Genomic DNA, 18,015 nt, shown 5'->3' on the forward strand with positions numbered 1-18,015 from the left:
TTGGACCTATAATATAAGAAAAGCGACAAAAAGGAGGACTCTCTATGCCTCTTCAGGATTGTACAATCTATACTGACCAGGACAGACGGGAAGTGCGGCCCCACGGAACCATCGAATTCCCGTGTGCCGGCTATGACTCTGTCTATTCTGTTGACAGCGTCAGCAGGATCCCATGGCACTGGCATGAAGAATTGGAAGTCATTTATCTGTACTCCGGGACTTTAGAGATAAGGGTTCCCGGCAGATCCCTGCGCATGAATGCAGGAGACAGCCTGATGATCAACTCCAATATCCTCCATGAGGCGGAAACCTCCGGCACCTGCCGGCTTCAGTCTCTTGTATTCCATCCGGATTTTATATGCGGCTCTGAAAGCTCTGTTTTCTATATAAAATATATCCAGCCGCTCATCAGCTCCTGTGCCATAGACTGCCTTCAATTTTCTTCTGTAGGCGACACCGTGCCGGAACCCACGCAGTGCTTCTTAAAGGCTTTTCAGGCCTTTTCTGAAGGTTTATGGGGCCATGAATTCACAGTCAGGGAACATCTCTCCCGCCTTTGTTTTCTTCTGTATCGAAGCCATGAATCTGTGATCTCAGAAACCACGGCAAGGCAGGACCAGGATTCCTGCCGCATCAAAACAATGATTCATATGATTGAGGAGCGGTTTGCGGAACCGTTAAAGCTGTATGACATCGCAAAATCCGCCAATATCGGAGAGAGGGAATGTTTACGGTGCTTCCGCCGGACACTGGGGATCCCGCCCATGCAGTATCTGATCCGCTACCGTCTGTCTAAAGGAGCCCTTCTGCTCACCAAGACCAGCCAGAGCATCTCGGAAATCTCCATAAGATGTGGTTTTGACAGCCCCAGCAACTTCTCTCGGATGTTTAAGAGGACTTACCAGTGCTCGCCCCGTGAATACCGGAACCGTAATAAAGAACAAAGTAGGCAAGCCCACCTCATCTCCCCAACCCCTCACTCTTTGAGGGGATTGACAACTTTGAGCACCAAATGCGATTTGACGTAGTCAAATGATTTCCTTACGCATTTTGTGTGCATCCTGGCGGAGCGTTTTTGATGTCATAGTAGGTTCCGTAGGAATTCCCTATGACATCAAAAAGGCCTGCTGTCCTGTTATAATAAAAAATTTAGGGAAGGCGCCTTTGGATGAGGTTCCCTCCCTGCTGTTCATTTATAGCTGACCCTGAAGTTCCCGTTCTGTCAGTTCCTCCATGATCGTTTCATATTTTTTGTCCAGTTTGTACAGGACCAGTGTTATGATGACTACGACCCATACAATAATCGGTCCCGTTTTATAAATGTTCATAATCATATCAATGGCCGACTGGGGCTGGGTGACTGCTCCTGCCGCAGAGCTCAGATAGCCTGCCAGTGAGAGAAGTCCCGTCATGATGGCTGAGGCCAGGCCGGAACCGATCTTTGTTCCCACCGACCCGCCGGCAAATATCAGGCTCTCCTGGCGGATATGATGCTTCCACTGTCCGAATTCCACCACATCCCCCAGCATGCCAAAGACAATGGCATTTAACGGCGATAATCCGATACCCCTGATGATACAGCACAAAAGCATCCATTGAAAACTGTAGGGATTTGCAAAGAACACAAGCTGTCCGGCCAGCGCTAACACCGCTCCTGCAAGCGCCATATTCCTCTTCCCGAAGTGTTTCAGCAGGATAGGGCATACGATACACGTGGATGCTACGATGGTCAGCGTCTCCGTCAGATACAGTGTACTGTACATCCATGTGTCGTTGTGGAATATGTACTTGCAGTAATACGGCAGGATGGTTCCCGTCACACCGTAAATCACATTCTGCATCATCCAGAGGACCAATACAGCCCAGAAATACTGGTTGGTCACTAAAAGCTTTAATGCTTTGAGCGCAGGTATTTTTTCCTGCTTCTCACGGGCTTCGATCTTTACGGTCTCCTGGCAGTTGGCAAAACAGATGACCAGAAGGACCATGGCGATCACAGCCCATATGCCCATGACGATCACCCAGGAGGACTGTGTATCCCCGAACAGCTTTACTAACGGCATGGTGCAGGTAACCGCCAGGATACGCCCGAACGGTGACATCCCCATTCTCACGATACTGAGCATGCTCCGCTCCTCAGAACTTCTGGACATCATAGTGGAGAGGCTTCCGTAGGGCAGATTGATGGCCGTATAGCAGATGGTTGTACAGAAATTATACGTCACAAACATATACAGAAACTGTAGAAAATTCGTCGTGTGGGGCACTGTGAATAACAGCACGGCTGAGACGGCATACGGTGCGGCCATCCACAGGATCCACGGCCTTGATTTCCCCCATTTGGAGTTGGTTCGTTCCACAATAAATCCCATGATCACGTCAGAGAATCCGTCAAATACTCTGGAGAGCAGCATGACCATTCCGACTGTTGCGGCAGAGACTCCCACGTAATCTGTGTAAAACAGCGTCAGCACCGTGCTGATCATCCCAAAAACCACATTGCAAGCCGTATCTCCGCATCCATAAGAGAATCTTGTTTTCCATGATAATTTTTCTAATATCGATCCTTGCTTCTTTTCCATTCTCACTCTACCCTTTCAGCAGTTCCCGTTCAATGCGTTCTCTTGCCTCCGGCGCCTGCTTCTCCATCTTTTCCGGGAATCCGAACATGGATACACATGCGATGTTGTCTCCTCCGGCTTTCGGCGCATCTTCCCTTAACTGGCTGTTTGCGAAGTTCATGTCTCTTAACGTCTCAAAGATCCCGTCAAAGTCCACGTCTCCCTCTCCCATGGCTAAATGCTGGTGGATGGTCACATCCGCTTTTCCTCTTCCGTTTAACCACGGCGGATTGGCGATATAGCGGCAGTCCATGGTCTGGTTAAATGTATCCGCAAACAGTACGTGGGTCAGTTCTTCCCCTGCGTACTGTAACATGGAGCGTACATCCCCTTTGCCCTCGTCATAAAAGAATCCGTGTGGGGAAGAATACACATACCCAAGGTTCGGGGAACGGAAGGATTTTACCAGGTCACAGGTCTCGTTGTTCAGCTCGCAGAAGTCATACGGATGGGACTGGATCTCCAACCGGAGTCCCTCCCGCTCAATGATTGGCAGAAGTTCTTCCATAGAACGGAACCACATGCCGTTGCAGATCTCCTGCTGGTTGGGATCCCCAGACAGCTCCGTGTTGATTACCGGCACGCCCATATCCACGGCGATCTCGATCATCCGTTTCCAGTTGGCTACTGCCATCTGTCTCTGCTCCTCTGTAGGTCCGGACCAGCGGTACACCACGATAAAGGAGGAGATCTCCACTCCGGTTTCCCGGAGTGCTTTCCTGTATTCTGCCTCACATTCCCTGGAGAACAGCGGGTGTTTATAGAATGGATTGATCCTTGGATGCGGAGACTGTTCGATGTATTTATAACCCCAGTCTGCCACCTGATGCACCATCCGATTGATATCCATCTGCTTTGCCAGCACATCCACGTCAAATGCTATTTTCATCTCATCAGCTCCTTATTTATAATCTACCCACTGTGCGCCCTGATCTGCGGATTGTACACAGTTTTCTACCCAGCGCACGCCCTCTGCCCCTGCGTGTACATTGGGATACCAGAACTCCACGTTCTCTCCTCTGTCACATGCATCCATGGCCTGCGCAAAGCGGCTGTATAAGTTACTCCATGCCTCAAACAAACCTTCCGGATGCCCTGCCCCAATACGGTCTTCCTCCAGGGCAGAAGGTGCCAGATATCCCATGCCTCTTTCCAGAACACGTACAGGTTCATTCTGCACTTCATAGGTCAGCTGGTTCGGATGCTCATCCCACCACTCGATAGATGCCTTTTCACCGATGACACGAATCTTCTGCCCATGCATGGAACCGCAGTTTACACAACATGACCAAACGTATCCCACGGCACCATTGTCATATTCCATGATGGTCATGGCGTTGTCCTCCAGAGGTTTTCTGGACTCGACGAAGGACTGTCTGCTGCACATCAGCCGTTTGATCTTCATATCCGGAAGCATGACTTCAGATAAGTACAGCGGATGGGTTCCCACATCACCCAGCACATAGGACGGTCCTGCAACCTTTGGATCCACCCGCCATTTTGTGGAGGCTGTATTTTTTTCGACTGCCACGTTGTGGAATCCATGTGAGAACTGCATATTGACAATACGAATCTTTCCCAGCATTCCTTCGGCGATCAGCTGTCGTGCCTCCTCGATGACCTGATGTCCCGCATAACCGTAAGTAACACCTACAATTTTATTTTGTTTTGCGGCCAGTGCCTCTAATTCCTCCGCCTCTTCGGTTGTAAAACAGAGAGGTTTTTCACATACAACATGAAGCCCGGCAAGCAAGGCTGCCTTTGTAATCTCAAAGTGTGTTCCGTTGGGAGTTGCAATGGAGACCGCCTGGATCCCGTCCTGGCGCTTAGCTTCCTTTGCAAACATAGTCTTATAATCTGGATAACATCTGTCCTCATCCACATGAAGCTGCTTACCAAACTCTCTGCCCCTCTCCGGGTCAATGTCAAAAGCACCTGCAACCAGGTCAAAATTAAAATCTCTCATTGCGGCGGACCGGTGGATATAGCCAATCTGGCTTCCCTTTCCTCCCCCTACCATAGCCCAGCGGATCGGTTTTTCAATTTTCTTTTCTCCGTAATACATAGTTTTGCTCCTTTTCTGAATTAGATTTCATATCCTACACTTTTTAAATATATAACACTGGCCTTCACGTCCCGGAGGCTTGTGTCTGAATTTCTTGGATCACGTTCCTGTTCTACGGTGATATATCCGCTGTACTGGATATCCTCCAAGGTCTGCTTGATCTCAGGGTAGTCCAGTGCACCTTTTCCTATGGGACACATGGCTCCTTTACCACAGCCCTCAAAAAAGCGGATATGTTCTCCCAGAACTTCCCGGTATACCTTTTCATCCACATCTTTAAAGTGGACATAATCCAGGCGGTCCGCATATTTTTTCAGCCATTCTGCCGGATCCATACCGGAGTAATAAAGATGCCCTGTATCCAGGCAGAGACCTGCCAGCTCATAAGGAATGTCCCTTACCACCGCTTCGATCTCATCTGCGAACTCAATATAACCTCCGGCATGAGGATGAATGACCGCCCGCACACCGTATTCTTTCGCCTTTTCACAGATTCCCCTGATGTGGCCCATCATCGCTGCCCATTTTACTTCTGAAAGCCTCGGCGCTTTGTCAGGATGTCCGGCCGCATAATCTCTCTCATCATGACCCCAGTCCATGATAGTCATATATGGCGTAGCAAAATGCTGGCCCTCATGTACCGGAAGCGGCGGAAGCTTTGTGACCAGAGAACAGATCTCTTCTGTCTGTCTCAATACGTTTTCATAGTTTTCTTCACTTAGCAGATCGTCGAAGATCGTCCCTGCCACAATGGCTAATCCATTCTTTTTTAACTCCTCAGAAACTGTCTCCACATCAATCGGGAGATATCCATAAGGTCCAAGCTCAATGGCCCGGTAGCCCGCCTGACCCGCCTCCTTTAGCACCCTCTGCCACGGCGGCAGATAAGGGTTCTTTACATCATCCACGCCCCAGCAACAAGGAGCTCCGCAGATATTCATACTCATGTTAAAACCTCCTGTTTTGTTTGTTCATCATCGCTTTCTGTAATTATTATTTTAGAGAAAACAAAGGTCCTCCGCCTTTACTATTTTGTTCGCTGTGAGATTAAAAACAGGGCAATTTCAAAGAAATATATTAGAAATGAGAACAAGGACTCCACTATCTTGTATAAGACACATATAAGATACTCATAAATTACTCATGTAATAACTTTAAAAAGATAGAACAAAGTGGGCAAGCCCACCTCAGCTCCCCATCCCCTCATTCATGAGGGGCTTGGCAACTTTGAGCGCCAAATGCAATTTGACAAAGTCAAATAATTTCCTTACGCATTTGTGTGCATCCCCGCGGAGCGTTTTTGATTTCTTAGGAAAAGCTTTCACGCATTAGCGTGACAAGGTCTTTCCTAAGAAATCAAAAACCATTGACCCTCACATAACGTGATAATGTAAGATAGAATCAAAGATACACAGCAGATTGGAGATGATGTCTTGAGAACCATAAAAGAAGTTGCAGTACTTTCAGGCGTCAGCGTGCGGACCTTACAGTATTATGACGAAATCGGATTATTAAAACCTGCAAAGGTCACCGGCGCCGGTTATAGACTATACGATGAAGAATCCATAAACACTCTACAGCAGATATTACTTTTTAAGGAGTTGGAATTTCCTCTGAAGGATATTAAAAGGATCATGGAAAATCCCAATTTTAATAAAAAGGAGGCTTTGAGCAGGCAAAAAACACTGCTAAAGGCAAAACGGGACAGGCTGAACAGACTGCTAGACCTGATCGGCAGGCTGGAACAAGGAGAAACCTATATGAGTTTTAAAGAATTTGATTTAAGTGAATATATCCAGGCACTGGAGAAGTTTAAAAAAGAGAATACAGAGGAGATTATGAAATACTGGGGAAGCACCGCAGCCTTTGATGAATTTATAAAAGTGGCAAGGGATCATGAGTCCAGCATCGCTCAAACGGCGGTGGAATATTACGGCAGTGTTGAAAAATACACGGATGCCATGAAAGAGAGCCTAAGCCATTTCTCTGAGAATATGGAGAATATGGAGAAGATGCAGAAGATCAAAGAAAAAGGGTGTGTAGAAAAGAATAAAGACTTGATAGAGCAGCTGACAAGTAACGTTTCAAGGGATGTCAAATCTGACGAGATACAGAATATCATCGGCCAGATGTTGAATCTGCTGGATGAAGAAGACCAGCCTACAATGGATCTGGGCGAGAACTACTATGATAAGCTGATTGACGGATATCCCTACAATCCAAAGCTGATCGAGGCTATGGATCAGCAGTACTGTAAAGGAGTTTCAAAGTTTATAGGGGAAGCATTACAATATTATCTCAAGAAAAAACCATGTAACTCTAAGTTTAGAATTATTTGATTGCTATCTGTCCTACTACCTTTTTAAAATTAGAATCTATCAGAAGTATTCTAAAATTATGCCCTCTTGTATGTATTCCTGCTCTTTTCACTCTCATGACTGATCCCTCCTGCCCCTCAGCTTTTCCAGATACATGTTCCGGTACCGGATCGGCGTCATACCAACGGTCTTTGTAAACAGTGTACTGAAGTAATTGGTATTATCGTATCCCACCATAGTGGCAATCTGGGTCGCCGTGAAATCGGTAGAGATCAGCATTGTCTGGGCAAGGCCGATCCGCCTGCGGATAATATAATTGATGGGAGTCATACCCGTGGCTTTTTTCAGGCCGTGGGAGACATAAGTGGCAGAGCAGTGCATGTCCTCAGCGATCTTATCCAGATTTAATTCCTCTGTAAAGTGTTCATTCAAATAATCCAGGATCCTTGAGATAAACTCTTCCTCCTTCGTCTCCGCGGCCATAGCCTGCGGAAATGTATCCAGCTGGCTGGCAATGACCACCATGGAGGCGCAGAAAAGCTGCGATGCCAGCTGGCCTACCGGATTCAGCTCTTCCATCATGTAAATCTGGTCACACATCGTCTTTAAAAACGAAAACAGGGATCCTGTATGGCAGATATAGGGCCCGCCCTCTGGCACCATCTGGTTTTTCTTAAGTCCCTTTAAGCGAAGGTTTGTAATACCGATACAATAATGGCCGATGTTGGTCTTCTCAGCCGTTGCGATCTCATGAAGGTCTCCCTGGTTATAATAAGCCACACAGCCTTCTTCTATGGGATAAATACTGGTGCCCACCTGATAGGTTCCGGTCCCCTTATATACAAGCAAAAGTTCACAGATAGATTCATGGCTGTGCAGCGGACGACTTATTTTCTCCGGGGTGCTCTCCTGTCTGGATATGTATACCATGGCTGGCAGCTGTCCGTCCTCAAAAACTTCTTTTAAATTCTGGTTAATATCAAATCGAATCAAAGTTTCACCCCTTCTCCGTGACCACAAGGTCCATTGGCACATCATAGCTGTCTGTAGGAATCTCCTCCCACAGAAGCTCTTTTCTGCATAAAACCACCTTCAAAAATTCTGTATCGCTTAGATACCGGTCATAATACCCGGCTCCATGTCCGAGACGTTTTCCACAGAAGTCTGCGCTGATACAAGGAATAATCCCCAGGTCAATCTCTCGTTTCTCCACAATGGGAGTATTTCTTTTTGGCTCCATGAGTCCGTAGATGCCGTGTTCTAACTGGTCCATACAGGTGATCTGCCTTACTTCCATGATTCCGGGAGCTGTGCACAAGGGCACTCCCACCCGTTTTCCCTGTCGGAAGCATTCTGTTAAAATCAATTCTGTGGATACTTCCTTTCCCACGGATATGTAACAGAAAACAGTCTCCGCCCTCTTAAATTCCGGCAGCATAAGGATCTGTTTCTGAATCTCTTCTTCCGAATCCCGAAGATATCTTGTGGATAACTTCTCTGTTTTTTGTTTGATCTGTTGACGGATATACTGTTTTTTTTTCATTATCCTCCACACCTCTGTCTGACCTTTCTTTACCAAAAAGGATAGCATATGAAAACAAAGTGGACAAGTCCATCATCTTTCTATCCAGCCATACAGACCGGTACTAAAACATATTTGAGATCACCTCACCTGCGATCTCACAGATTAAATCCGCTTCCTCTCTCATCTGTATAAACGGCTCAGTGATACAGGAAATCGCAACAGTAAGCTTTACTTTGTTCTTCATTGTATCCTCTAAAAGTCCAGTAGACATTAACCTTTCAGACAGGGTGTTCGTTACGATCAATGGAAGCGGCAGTTTATGTTCGTCTTCATGCAGATATGGAAAAGTCTTTTCCAGACGTTCAAAATCAAAATCCTCCAGGAACTTTTTCACAAACATCTTTGGGTTTAATAGAAAAACACATTGGATCTCCGTACATAACATCCAATGTGTTTTTCTTTTTACAGTTCTCTCGTTATCTCACTTAAATCTTTCACAATGACATCTGGTTTTACATCACCATTCTCCACATCTTTCAGGGTACTCTCACCGCTTAACACAAGAATGGAGGTCACTTCGCTTTGATCGGCCACGGCAATGTCTGTATACAGCCGGTCGCCTACAATGGCGATCTCATCCGGGCGGTATCCCGTCTCCTGAATCATATAATTTAATGTATGCTCTGAAGGTTTTCCGAAAAACTCCGGGTACCGTCCGGTGGAAGCCTCCACAAGCCTTGCCATGGAACCGCAGTCCGGGATAAACGTACCTCTCTCCATGGGACAGTTTAAATCGGGATTGATTCCGTAATAGATGCAGCTGTTCCGGATAGAATGGCAGGCCCTGGACAGCTTTTCATAGGTCAGAGTCGTGTCAAATCCCAGAACAACAATATCTGGATCTTTTTCCACAAGAGGTATCCCAAAGCTTCTGAATTCGTTTAGCAGAGAAGGTGTTCCCACGACATAAACACTTTTTCCAGGATGCTTCTCCAAAAGAAACCGTATCATCACATGGCTGGAGATCATCATCTGCTCTTTGGTGATAGAAATGCCCATATTGGAAAGCTTTTCAATATAGGCTTGCTGGCTCTTGGAAGAGTTATTTGTGAAGAAGTAAAATTTTCTGCCCGTCTCCTCCACTCTGGAAAGAAAGTCCTTCGTAAACGGAAACAGTTCATTTCCAAGATAAATCGTTCCGTCCATATCCAGGACAAAAGCTTTGATATTTTCTAACATAGCCCCTCACTTTCCGGCGTTTCCGTAGTAGGCATTGGGGCCGTGTTTCCGGAAAAAATGCTTATCCTGAATGGTCTTGGGCGCCTCACCCACTTCTGTCTTCAGCTGTTCTGTCCTGGCAGCCATTTTTGCCACCTCTTCCATCACGACAGCATTGTGTACTGCCTCCTCTGCATCCTTTCCCCAGGCAAACGGTCCGTGGTTTGTGCAGAGAACTCCCGGAACATAGGCTGGATTCATTCCCTGAAATGTCTCGACAATGACAAGCCCTGTATTTTTCTCATATTCCGTTTCAATCTCTTCCGGTCTCAGACTTCTGGCACACGGGATCTCCCCGTAAAAATAATCTGCGTGAGTGGTCCCATAACACGGAACCGGCCTTCCCGCCTGGGCCCAGGAAGTTGCCCAGGCAGAATGTGTGTGTACAATACCGCCGATCTGTCCGAATGCCTTATATAGTTCCAGATGGGTCGGGGTATCGGAGGAAGGATGATAATCCCCTTCCACCTTATTTCCGTCAAGATCCATAACCACCATATCGGAAGGTCTGAGTTCCTCGTAGGCGATTCCGCTCGGCTTGATAACAAACATTCCCTTTCTGCGGTCGATTCCGCTTACATTTCCCCAAGTATATGTGACGAGCCCTTTTGCCGGGAGCTCCATATTTGCCTCATACACCTGCTCTTTTAATTCTTCCAGCATATCTTCCTTCCCCCTAACCGTTGATCACTTCTTCATAAAAACTATAAAACTTGAGCAGTCTCATGAAGGTAATTCTTGCTCTCACATAAGGAGATAATCTTGCAGTTTTTTCCTGAAAGCTTTCATCAAAGCCAAGATTCTCAAGGGTTCTGACCCCATTCACTTCTTTGAGCATATCGGTAAGCTCTCCGGCTGAAGGGATCTCATCGATCACCGCCGCGATCTCATCTTTCCTTTCCAAAAGCTTCTGTGAGTCAACTTCTTCCAGCAGGTTCGGTGTGTTTTCTTCTATGATAGACTCATACATTCCAAGCTTAGTAAAATTCACTCTGATCAGTTCTTCTTCTACAGGCATAGATTCTTTCACTGTAAATGCTTCACCGCGCATTTTCTCTGCCGCTTTGTGGTAGATTTTTGAAGCCAGGATCAGCCCTACGCCAACCTTTTCCCCGTGGTAAAAGTCAATGTAATCATTCAGCACTTCCATTTCCCACAAATGGGACATATGATGCTCCGCCCCGGATGCGGGTCTTGAGTTGCCGGTCATCTGCATGGCAAGACCGGAAAGCAGGAGTCCATACATCAGCTCTTCATAAGCCTTCGCATCGCCGGCTGCCAGTCCCGGAAGACTGGCCTTCAGCGCATCCAGTGCCTGATACTCCATCTCACAGATTTCTTCACAAATATATTCTCCCGTCAGGATATGTGTGATCTTCCAGTCTGCAAGAGCCGTATATTTCCCGAGCAAATCTGCAGCACCGGAAGCCGTCAGCCGCATCGGTGCCCTACTGAAAATATCCGTGTCCGCAATGACAACGATCGGCGATACGGCAGTAAAGCTCTTTTTAAATCCGTGCCATGTCATAGCTGCTACTGTGGATACAAAACCGTCCACACTGGCCGCCGTCGGTACGGAGAAGAAAGGAATTTTTTTCTCGTAGGCGTGATACCTTGAGATGTCATGGATGGTCCCGGACCCAACAGCGATCATCAGATCCAGCTCGCCCATCTGGTCAAGATACTTTTGTGCCGCCTCCACGCCATGTTCATTGGCATGGAGGTTTTCCGGATCAAGGACTGCCTTTTTCAGACCCGGCACAAGGCGTTCCACCGTCTTTCCCGCTGCCTCATAAGTATTTTCATCACAGATCATTACAATATTTTGAAAATTCTTATATGCGTCCCTTGCAAGGATCTCGGGAAGTCTGCTGACTGCCCCGCTTTCTATAATTATATCGTCCACAATGATTTCATGTTTTCTGCCGCAGCTGCACGGCTTTAAAAATTTATTCACATCTACCTTCATACTTTACACCCCTGCTTCTTCCGCTGATTCATTTTTTTCCGCCTGACGGTCTAAGTAAGCTACGATCTCCTTGTTTTTCAGTTTAAAGACTGCAAACATGACTGCGTAGACAATCACTGCAATCGCGATGAAGACAGGATTTCCGGAAAGGAATGCAAGGAATACGAACCCAAGCATTGGTTTTCCGAGAATATTAAAGCTCGTAATCATGGCTGCTCCCGCCGGGATCGCAAACCCCGCGGAGATTGCCACCTGCGTAAACAGCGGAGCTGTATAAGTACACATGAGAAGCCCTAAGCTGAACCAGATTGTTCCGGCTAAAAGAATCTTTGACATATTTCCTTTATAGACCGCTACCAGGCCCTGTACCATATATGGGATAGCCAGAAGATCTACTACCGGCAGCACCTGATTGCCCGGGAGGATCGTAGAAACCACGATCATAATAGGGATCAGCAGAAGTCCGCTTGTAAGAGTAGCAGGTTCTCCATAGCCGACCGCATCGTTGACGGCAATATACCATTCCCTGTCACCTGCTTTGCCCATGAATTTTCTTGCGGCCTCCGTGATCGGCGCAAACGCCTGGGCAAACATACTTGCTATTTTAGGAAAGATCGCCATGACCGCACTGGTAGCTATCGCAGCTTCTAAAATATCACCCCATCCGGCGATGGTTCCAAGTTTATTGATGCTTCCCAGTATCCCGATAAACATTCCGAGGAAAAATCCAAGAGTCATGGGCTCCCCGAGAAATCCGATTTTCTTTTCTATCGATTTTGGATTCAGTTTTAATTTGTTGAATCCAAGCTTATTTAAGATCGGATCAAACAAAATTGCAAAAATCGCGGGTTCTACATTGTGCATGGCAATAATGGTACAGTTGGGATAGTTATAGTATTTAGACCACCTCTTTGCAACCAGCTCTGATATGAGCAGACTGTACAGATTCAAAAGAATCATACATGCGATTCCCAAAATAAAATTGTGGGTCTTGAAAATAACCATGGCGCCCCAGACAATATAGGAATAGTTATTCCAGAGATCCGACGGCTGAAAAATATTCGTCCACTTTACAAGAAACAGGATCGTCTGTAAAAGAATCCCCAGACCCAGATAGATCATTCCCGCGCTGGTAGCAAAGGCAACGACGGAGGTCGCCTGCCATCCCACGTCAAACGTATTTAAATTTACCCCTGTGACGCCTGCCATGACCTGGGACATATTCTTGACCATCGGTGTGATGATCGGTGTAAACGCTCCGAGAATCAGAGTAAATCCCATCAGGGATACTCCTGCATAAAGCGCGGATAAAAATGCTTTCTGTACTTTGACTTTAAAAATCAATGCTATAATGAAAATAATAAATGGTACGATGATTGCCGATCCGAAGTTGTCGATGATTACTTTCAGTGTTGCAAGAATTGCTTCCATATGTATTTCCTCCGTTTTACTCTCTCTTTATTTTCCGACAGACCTCAGTGCTTCCACAATCTGATTAAAAAATTCATCTTCTCCCATACCTGTAATGCACGCAAAAGCATTAACCATCGGAATGCCGTAATCCCCGTCCGGGAGCGGGCTGGTATGTGCAAGAACATCAAATCTCCCTGACTGGGCAAGATTTAATGCCTCTGTCGGTCTGGCTTCCGTAGTGGAGACAGAATATCCCCGTTCTCCTAATTTTTCCTTCAATTTTGCCGCTACCATAGATGATGTTACGGTTCCAGACCCGCAAACGGATAAAATATTGACTGCTGACATAATAAATCTCCTTTCATTTTTCCTGTTCAGGAAAGTGACTGTTCTTTTTCTTTTATAATGCGGATGACGTCCTGTTTTTTCGTACACTCCGTCAATTGTTTCAGTGTGTTTGAATCCTGCAGCACCTGCAGAATCCTTTGTAAAAATACCAGATGTTCTTCCGGATCGTCCACGGCGAGCATAAATACCAGTCTTGCCATGACCACTTCATCTGTTGTCCCCATCTGATAAAACTTCACAGGTTTTTTTAAGATTCCGATGGCTACCGCGCCTTTGTACACATGGCTTTTATCTGTATGCGGAATGGCGATTCCTACTCCTCCCATGTTGACCCCTGTAGGAAAATCCTTTTCCCTTGTCTTTAAGGCGTCAATATAGGAATCCCTGCAGTAACCTTCCTCTATCAGTGTCTTTCCCAGACGTTCAAAGACTTCCCCGGAGCTTTCGGCATCGAGATCCGTAAGCACCAGTTCCTCTTTTAAATCTTCCCAAATCATGCTGCATTACCTCATTTCATATTCATATCGTTTGATTGCGTTATAGACTTCATCTCTGCTTTGGGCCGGCCGTATTTTATCTCGAAACTTCTCATTGTGAAACAGATTCACGAGATGGAACATAGCCTTTAAATGTGTTTCTTTGTTAATTGCGCTTAAACAGCAGACCCACTCCACAGGATCAAACTCCGGTTTACCGAATACTACCGGCTCATCCAGTCTGATCAGGCTCATACCCACCTTTTTTGCACCGGCATTTAAAGCTTCATGGGGCAGTGCGAACCCCGGTGCCACGAGAATATAAGGGCCGTTCTGCTCCACATTCTTTATCATGGAACTTATATATCTTTCCTCGATACAATCATTTTCAAGCAGATACTGAGCCGATTGTCTGACGGCTTCCTGCCAGGTTTTACAGCTCACATTCAGCCTTATGGCCTGCTTTGGAAGCATTTCAGCCAGAGGCAGGCTCACCTCTTTGTGAAAGAACTCATTGACGACCTCTTCTATTTTAAATATCATTTTTTCCGGGTCCGTATCTGAAGTAAGGATTTCCTTGATCCGCTTCATATGAACCGCCTCAGGCTTTTCTTTCTTCGTCTGTTTTTTACCGGTGCTCCGGTTTCCTTTCAGCCTCGAAAGTTTTTTCCCTACATTGATGCAGTCTCCGTCATTCAGCAGAGGGTCCACCTGGATATACTCTAAATCGGTGTCCAGAGCTACTGTAGAGAGAATCACATCAGCCTCGTCAACAGCCACATTCTTAAGATCATGAGCCGGTATGATATCTGCTACATGAAAATTGAAATACTTTTTAAGCCTGGCCAGAAGAAGCTGGGATGTTCCGATTCCTCCGTTGCATACCAGAATTACCGAATAACGCTCCGCGGAGTTTCTGTTTCTTTCAATTGCGGCACAGATATGCACCACAATATATGAGATTTCTACCTCATTAAGCTTCCGCCCTATGTAATCTTCCAGGACAAATACATTGTTTTGTACAGCTTTCTGTATCTTCGGATAGCGCTCCAGGACTTCTGTCACCACTGAACTCACCGTGTTGTCCCGTATGGCTGATGAAAACATAGATTCCAGATGATTAATGAGATTTTCATAGAAGATATAATCTCCCTGCAAATTCAAATCGATGTCAATAGAAACATGCTCAATAAAGGTTCTTGTGATCACCTGCATCTTAACAATTTCCTGGTTGCTGGTCGTCTTTTTGATATAACGCATCTCATTTAATATTCTTCCGAGAAATTTAACTTCGTCCTCCACAACCTCAATGCCAGCAAAGTCACTGAGCTGCTTTAATATATACCCCGCCATTTCATATTTGCTGTTTTTCTTGCCGTCCTGCTCTGCATAAATTTTAAGCCGCATGCGGTACAGGCTTAAGAGAAGAAAATATTTAAGGTCAGTGAAGGAAGTGTCTGTGAGAAACCTTCCCGAAAAATGTTCCGCCAGATTGATAACCTTTTCCATAGTCTTCAGATCTTCCATATCTACCCGGCACTCCTCTTTCAGAGAACCGATCAGTCTCTCAAAAACCGGTGCCTCCCGGTATACGGATTCACTGCTTTTTACCATGGAGAATAACAATAATCTCTTGTTTTTTTCCTCACCTTCTAACATCAATCCTTTATTGGAATGGGAGACAACATAAAGTCTGTGCTTCCTGAAAAACTGTTTAAGGCTTTCCAAATCCTGAATCACTGTGGACCGGCTCACATACATGCAGTCCGCCAGATCCGAAAGGGTCCGGTAATCATTTTCACAGATCAGCAATGTCGCCATAAATATCTTTCTCTCGTTTTTCTCCAGCTTATAGGAATAAAAATTATCCCGGAAAAGATACTGCCTTGCCATATTTATATCTTTTCCCGTCTCAATGACGCCTTGTTTTCCGAGACTCACGCCGGACAATTCATTTTTGCTGAGAAATTCATTAATCTGCTCCAAGTCATTCCGGATGGTCCTTACGGAAACTCCGAACTGCTCTGCAAGCTCCTTCATTTGTGCCGCCTGCCCATATTCTTTTTTCTGAATCAGAGTAGATAAGATTTCCCGAGATCTCTTGTTCATATTTATCACCTCATCTATGGTTTGAGTATATCATCCGCACTCTGTAAAAAACAGTTTGAGGTTTTTCATCTTTTGTGAAAAGAAATGTCACCGTTACATTTCTTTTCACAAATAAGTGCAAAAAAAAGAGAAGCCATAAAAACTTCTCTTTTTTCCTGCCTTGACATTTAAATTATTCTAAAGCTGCTCATACAATTCCATAATCTTATCTTTCGTTGCAAGATCCTCAGAAAATGCACTGGCGCTTCCCGTGGCAATTCCCATTTTTAATGCTTCTTTATAGTCTCCAGCTTTGAGATATCCGGTCAGGAAACCTGCGACCATAGAATCGCCTGCTCCCACAGAGTTTTTAACTTCACCTTTTGGACAAGGAGAAATGTGTACATCCCCTTCCTCTGTGATCAGGATTGCTCCATCTCCTGCCATGGAAATGAGAACATTCCTTGCACCTTTTTCCTGAAGCTTCTTTCCATACTCAATGATTTCTTCATTATTTTTCAGTTCAACCCCAAACATTTCTCCCAATTCATGATTGTTCGGCTTGATAAGGAACGGATGATACTTCAGAACGTTTAATAACAAATCTTTCGTAGCATCCACGACGATCTGAATCTTACGATCCTGAAGCCTTTCCATAATTTTTTCATATACATCTTCAGGGAGAGTGTTCGGAATACTTCCGGCCAGGACCAATATATCTCCGTCTTTTAATGTATCCAGCTTCTGATACATCATTTCCAGTTCATCCTCATGGATATCCGGTCCCTGTCCGTTGATTTCGCTCTCTTCATTTGATTTGATCTTGACATTGATTCTTGTCATGCCTTCTCTGAGACGGATAAAGTCCGGCTTAAATCCCAGCTGTTTTGCCCCTGTCTCAATGGCATCTCCCGTAAAACCTGCAATAAATCCAAATCCCACACTGTCGATCCCCAAATTGGCAAGTACATTCGATACATTAATCCCCTTGCCGCCGCAGTACATATCTTCCCTTTTGGTCCGATTTACCTTCCCAAGAGTCAGGTCATCCACCTTGATGACGTAATCAATCGCCGGATTAAATGTTACTGTGTAAATCATTCTGATACCTCCTTGATCGCTGTATATTTTAAAAAGCTTGGTTCCTTAAGTTTCCCTGTAACTATGACTGCCTGATCCAGCCCGGCCACGCAGACTGCTGAAATCCTGCCGAATTTAGATGCATCGGCTAAGATATAAGCATCCAGACATTGACTAAGAGCTGTCTTCTTTACCAGTGCTTCGTTTACATCCGGTGTTGTAAAACCGCTTTTTTTCGAAATCCCGTTGATCCCAAAAAATCCTTTTGTAAAGTTATACTTTCTGAGACTTTCCAGGGCTTCCTCCCCGACTACCGCCTCAGTTACTGCACGCAGTTCTCCTCCGATCAAATATACCCTAAAACCATAATCCATGAGTTTTTTTGCATGCATGATTCCATTGGTGACATAAGAGGCTTTTTTCTCTGTCAGAAAATCAATCATCATCTCTGTGGTCGTTCCGGCATCCAGATAAATAAAATCGTCCGGCCTGATGATCTCTGCACAGTATTGTGCGATCCGGCGTTTTTCATCCACATTTTTCAGAGATTTCTTCGCGACTGTTTCTTCTGCACCAAATCCCGCATCAATAGAAGTGGCTCCTCCGTGAACCTTATGCAGCAGACCTTTTTTGTCCAGAGCCGCCAGGTCTCTGCGGACTGTTGACTCAGATATCCCGATCTGTTTTACCAGTTCCTGCACTGTGACCGACTGTTTTTTCCGTATTATCTCTAAAATCCTCCGAAACCGTTCATCCGGCAGCATAAAATCACCTCTTTTTCTTTTATTATAACACCATTTCATTCAAAGTCAATCAATATCATGCATTTTCAAT

18 protein-coding genes are annotated in these 18,015 nt (G+C 45.5%); 2 read left to right on the forward strand and 16 right to left on the reverse strand.

What is annotated here, in order from left to right; translation table 11 throughout:
• The first annotated feature begins 44 nt into the window (after positions 1-44).
• Positions 45-1,028, forward strand: coding sequence for an AraC family transcriptional regulator (locus DWV34_RS06560; RefSeq protein ID WP_118475768.1), 984 nt, complete (start codon positions 45-47; stop codon positions 1,026-1,028).
• Between the two features lie 165 nt (positions 1,029-1,193).
• Here DWV34_RS06560 and DWV34_RS06565 read toward each other — a convergent pair whose 3' ends face one another.
• Genes DWV34_RS06565 through DWV34_RS06580 form a run of 4 tightly spaced genes read right to left on the reverse strand, consistent with a single transcriptional unit; the run spans position 1,194 to position 5,633 of the window.
• On the reverse strand, positions 1,194-2,582 hold the full coding sequence (locus DWV34_RS06565) for an MFS transporter (protein ID WP_118475770.1): 1,389 nt from the start codon (positions 2,580-2,582) through the stop codon (positions 1,194-1,196).
• 7 nt (positions 2,583-2,589) lie between these two features.
• A complete protein-coding gene (locus DWV34_RS06570; RefSeq protein WP_009290210.1) occupies positions 2,590-3,510 on the reverse strand; it encodes a sugar phosphate isomerase/epimerase family protein in 921 nt (306 codons plus the stop codon).
• A gap of 12 nt (positions 3,511-3,522) precedes the next feature.
• The gene (locus DWV34_RS06575) at positions 3,523-4,686 is read right to left on the reverse strand and encodes a Gfo/Idh/MocA family protein (RefSeq protein ID WP_118475772.1); all 1,164 of its coding nucleotides are present in this window, start codon (positions 4,684-4,686) and stop codon (positions 3,523-3,525) included.
• A gap of 20 nt (positions 4,687-4,706) precedes the next feature.
• On the reverse strand, positions 4,707-5,633 hold the full coding sequence (locus DWV34_RS06580) for a sugar phosphate isomerase/epimerase family protein (protein WP_009290213.1): 927 nt from the start codon (positions 5,631-5,633) through the stop codon (positions 4,707-4,709).
• 486 nt (positions 5,634-6,119) lie between these two features.
• Between DWV34_RS06580 and DWV34_RS06585 the strand changes: the two genes are divergently transcribed.
• The gene (locus tag DWV34_RS06585) at positions 6,120-7,025 is read left to right on the forward strand and encodes a MerR family transcriptional regulator (protein WP_009290214.1); all 906 of its coding nucleotides are present in this window, start codon (positions 6,120-6,122) and stop codon (positions 7,023-7,025) included.
• 93 nt (positions 7,026-7,118) lie between these two features.
• Here the strand turns inward: DWV34_RS06585 and DWV34_RS06590 are convergent, their stop codons facing one another.
• The 12 genes from DWV34_RS06590 to DWV34_RS06645 all read right to left on the reverse strand — a co-directional run bounded on the left by DWV34_RS06590 (position 7,119) and on the right by DWV34_RS06645 (position 17,945).
• Positions 7,119-7,997, reverse strand: a complete 879-nt coding sequence (locus DWV34_RS06590; RefSeq protein ID WP_009290215.1) for a helix-turn-helix domain-containing protein — start codon at positions 7,995-7,997, stop codon at positions 7,119-7,121.
• 4 nt (positions 7,998-8,001) lie between these two features.
• Complete coding sequence (locus DWV34_RS06595; protein ID WP_022261126.1) at positions 8,002-8,547, reverse strand: 5-formyltetrahydrofolate cyclo-ligase; 546 nt, start codon at positions 8,545-8,547, stop codon at positions 8,002-8,004.
• A gap of 103 nt (positions 8,548-8,650) precedes the next feature.
• On the reverse strand, positions 8,651-8,923 hold the full coding sequence (locus DWV34_RS06600; protein WP_147342249.1) for a hypothetical protein: 273 nt from the start codon (positions 8,921-8,923) through the stop codon (positions 8,651-8,653).
• Between the two features lie 68 nt (positions 8,924-8,991).
• Positions 8,992-9,768, reverse strand: a complete 777-nt coding sequence (locus tag DWV34_RS06605) for an HAD-IIA family hydrolase (protein WP_009290218.1) — start codon at positions 9,766-9,768, stop codon at positions 8,992-8,994.
• A 6-nt stretch (positions 9,769-9,774) separates the two neighbouring features.
• On the reverse strand, positions 9,775-10,470 hold the full coding sequence (locus tag DWV34_RS06610) for an L-ribulose-5-phosphate 4-epimerase (RefSeq protein WP_009290219.1): 696 nt from the start codon (positions 10,468-10,470) through the stop codon (positions 9,775-9,777).
• 13 nt (positions 10,471-10,483) lie between these two features.
• On the reverse strand, positions 10,484-11,776 hold the full coding sequence (locus DWV34_RS06615; protein ID WP_118475776.1) for a sn-glycerol-1-phosphate dehydrogenase: 1,293 nt from the start codon (positions 11,774-11,776) through the stop codon (positions 10,484-10,486).
• Positions 11,777-11,779: 3 nt separating this feature from the next.
• The gene (locus DWV34_RS06620) at positions 11,780-13,207 is read right to left on the reverse strand and encodes a PTS galactitol transporter subunit IIC (protein ID WP_118475778.1); all 1,428 of its coding nucleotides are present in this window, start codon (positions 13,205-13,207) and stop codon (positions 11,780-11,782) included.
• A 27-nt stretch (positions 13,208-13,234) separates the two neighbouring features.
• Positions 13,235-13,537 carry a PTS sugar transporter subunit IIB gene (locus DWV34_RS06625; protein ID WP_009290221.1) on the reverse strand — a complete coding sequence of 101 codons (303 nt, stop codon included), beginning with the start codon at positions 13,535-13,537 and terminating at the stop codon, positions 13,235-13,237.
• A gap of 26 nt (positions 13,538-13,563) precedes the next feature.
• Positions 13,564-14,034 carry a PTS sugar transporter subunit IIA gene (locus DWV34_RS06630; protein ID WP_009290222.1) on the reverse strand — a complete coding sequence of 157 codons (471 nt, stop codon included), beginning with the start codon at positions 14,032-14,034 and terminating at the stop codon, positions 13,564-13,566.
• Positions 14,035-14,040: 6 nt separating this feature from the next.
• Entirely contained in the window at positions 14,041-16,122 is a 2,082-nt protein-coding gene (locus DWV34_RS06635) for a BglG family transcription antiterminator (protein ID WP_022261128.1), read from the reverse strand.
• Between the two features lie 177 nt (positions 16,123-16,299).
• Entirely contained in the window at positions 16,300-17,202 is a 903-nt protein-coding gene (pfkB, locus tag DWV34_RS06640; protein ID WP_006568138.1) for a 1-phosphofructokinase, read from the reverse strand.
• A complete protein-coding gene (locus tag DWV34_RS06645) occupies positions 17,199-17,945 on the reverse strand; it encodes a DeoR/GlpR family DNA-binding transcription regulator (protein WP_009290224.1) in 747 nt (248 codons plus the stop codon). The genes pfkB and DWV34_RS06645 overlap by 4 nt, the downstream gene beginning before the upstream one ends.
• Positions 17,946-18,015 lie beyond the last annotated feature (70 nt).

Origin of the sequence: Anaerostipes sp. AF04-45, from assembly GCF_003461725.1 — a bacterium.
In the GTDB taxonomy this organism is placed as follows: domain Bacteria; phylum Bacillota; class Clostridia; order Lachnospirales; family Lachnospiraceae; genus Anaerostipes; species Anaerostipes caccae.

Excerpts from the sequence above, each read along its gene's own strand:
- DWV34_RS06620 (WP_118475778.1), bottom strand. The coding sequence starts at position 13,207 with ATGGAAGCAATTCTTGCAACACTGAAAGTAATCATCGACAACTTCGGA.
- DWV34_RS06630 (WP_009290222.1), bottom strand. The coding sequence starts at position 14,034 with ATGATTTGGGAAGATTTAAAAGAGGAACTGGTGCTTACGGATCTCGAT.
- DWV34_RS06580 (WP_009290213.1), bottom strand. The coding sequence starts at position 5,633 with ATGAGTATGAATATCTGCGGAGCTCCTTGTTGCTGGGGCGTGGATGAT.
- DWV34_RS06635 (WP_022261128.1), bottom strand. The coding sequence starts at position 16,122 with ATGAACAAGAGATCTCGGGAAATCTTATCTACTCTGATTCAGAAAAAA.
- DWV34_RS06605 (WP_009290218.1), bottom strand. The coding sequence starts at position 9,768 with ATGTTAGAAAATATCAAAGCTTTTGTCCTGGATATGGACGGAACGATT.
- DWV34_RS06575 (WP_118475772.1), bottom strand. The coding sequence starts at position 4,686 with ATGTATTACGGAGAAAAGAAAATTGAAAAACCGATCCGCTGGGCTATG.
- DWV34_RS06570 (WP_009290210.1), bottom strand. The coding sequence starts at position 3,510 with ATGAAAATAGCATTTGACGTGGATGTGCTGGCAAAGCAGATGGATATC.
- DWV34_RS06560 (WP_118475768.1), top strand. The coding sequence starts at position 45 with ATGCCTCTTCAGGATTGTACAATCTATACTGACCAGGACAGACGGGAA.
- DWV34_RS06565 (WP_118475770.1), bottom strand. The coding sequence starts at position 2,582 with ATGGAAAAGAAGCAAGGATCGATATTAGAAAAATTATCATGGAAAACA.
- DWV34_RS06645 (WP_009290224.1), bottom strand. The coding sequence starts at position 17,945 with ATGCTGCCGGATGAACGGTTTCGGAGGATTTTAGAGATAATACGGAAA.
- DWV34_RS06615 (WP_118475776.1), bottom strand. The coding sequence starts at position 11,776 with ATGAAGGTAGATGTGAATAAATTTTTAAAGCCGTGCAGCTGCGGCAGA.
- pfkB (WP_006568138.1), bottom strand. The coding sequence starts at position 17,202 with ATGATTTACACAGTAACATTTAATCCGGCGATTGATTACGTCATCAAG.
- DWV34_RS06595 (WP_022261126.1), bottom strand. The coding sequence starts at position 8,547 with ATGAAAAAAAAACAGTATATCCGTCAACAGATCAAACAAAAAACAGAG.
- DWV34_RS06625 (WP_009290221.1), bottom strand. The coding sequence starts at position 13,537 with ATGTCAGCAGTCAATATTTTATCCGTTTGCGGGTCTGGAACCGTAACA.
- DWV34_RS06610 (WP_009290219.1), bottom strand. The coding sequence starts at position 10,470 with ATGCTGGAAGAATTAAAAGAGCAGGTGTATGAGGCAAATATGGAGCTC.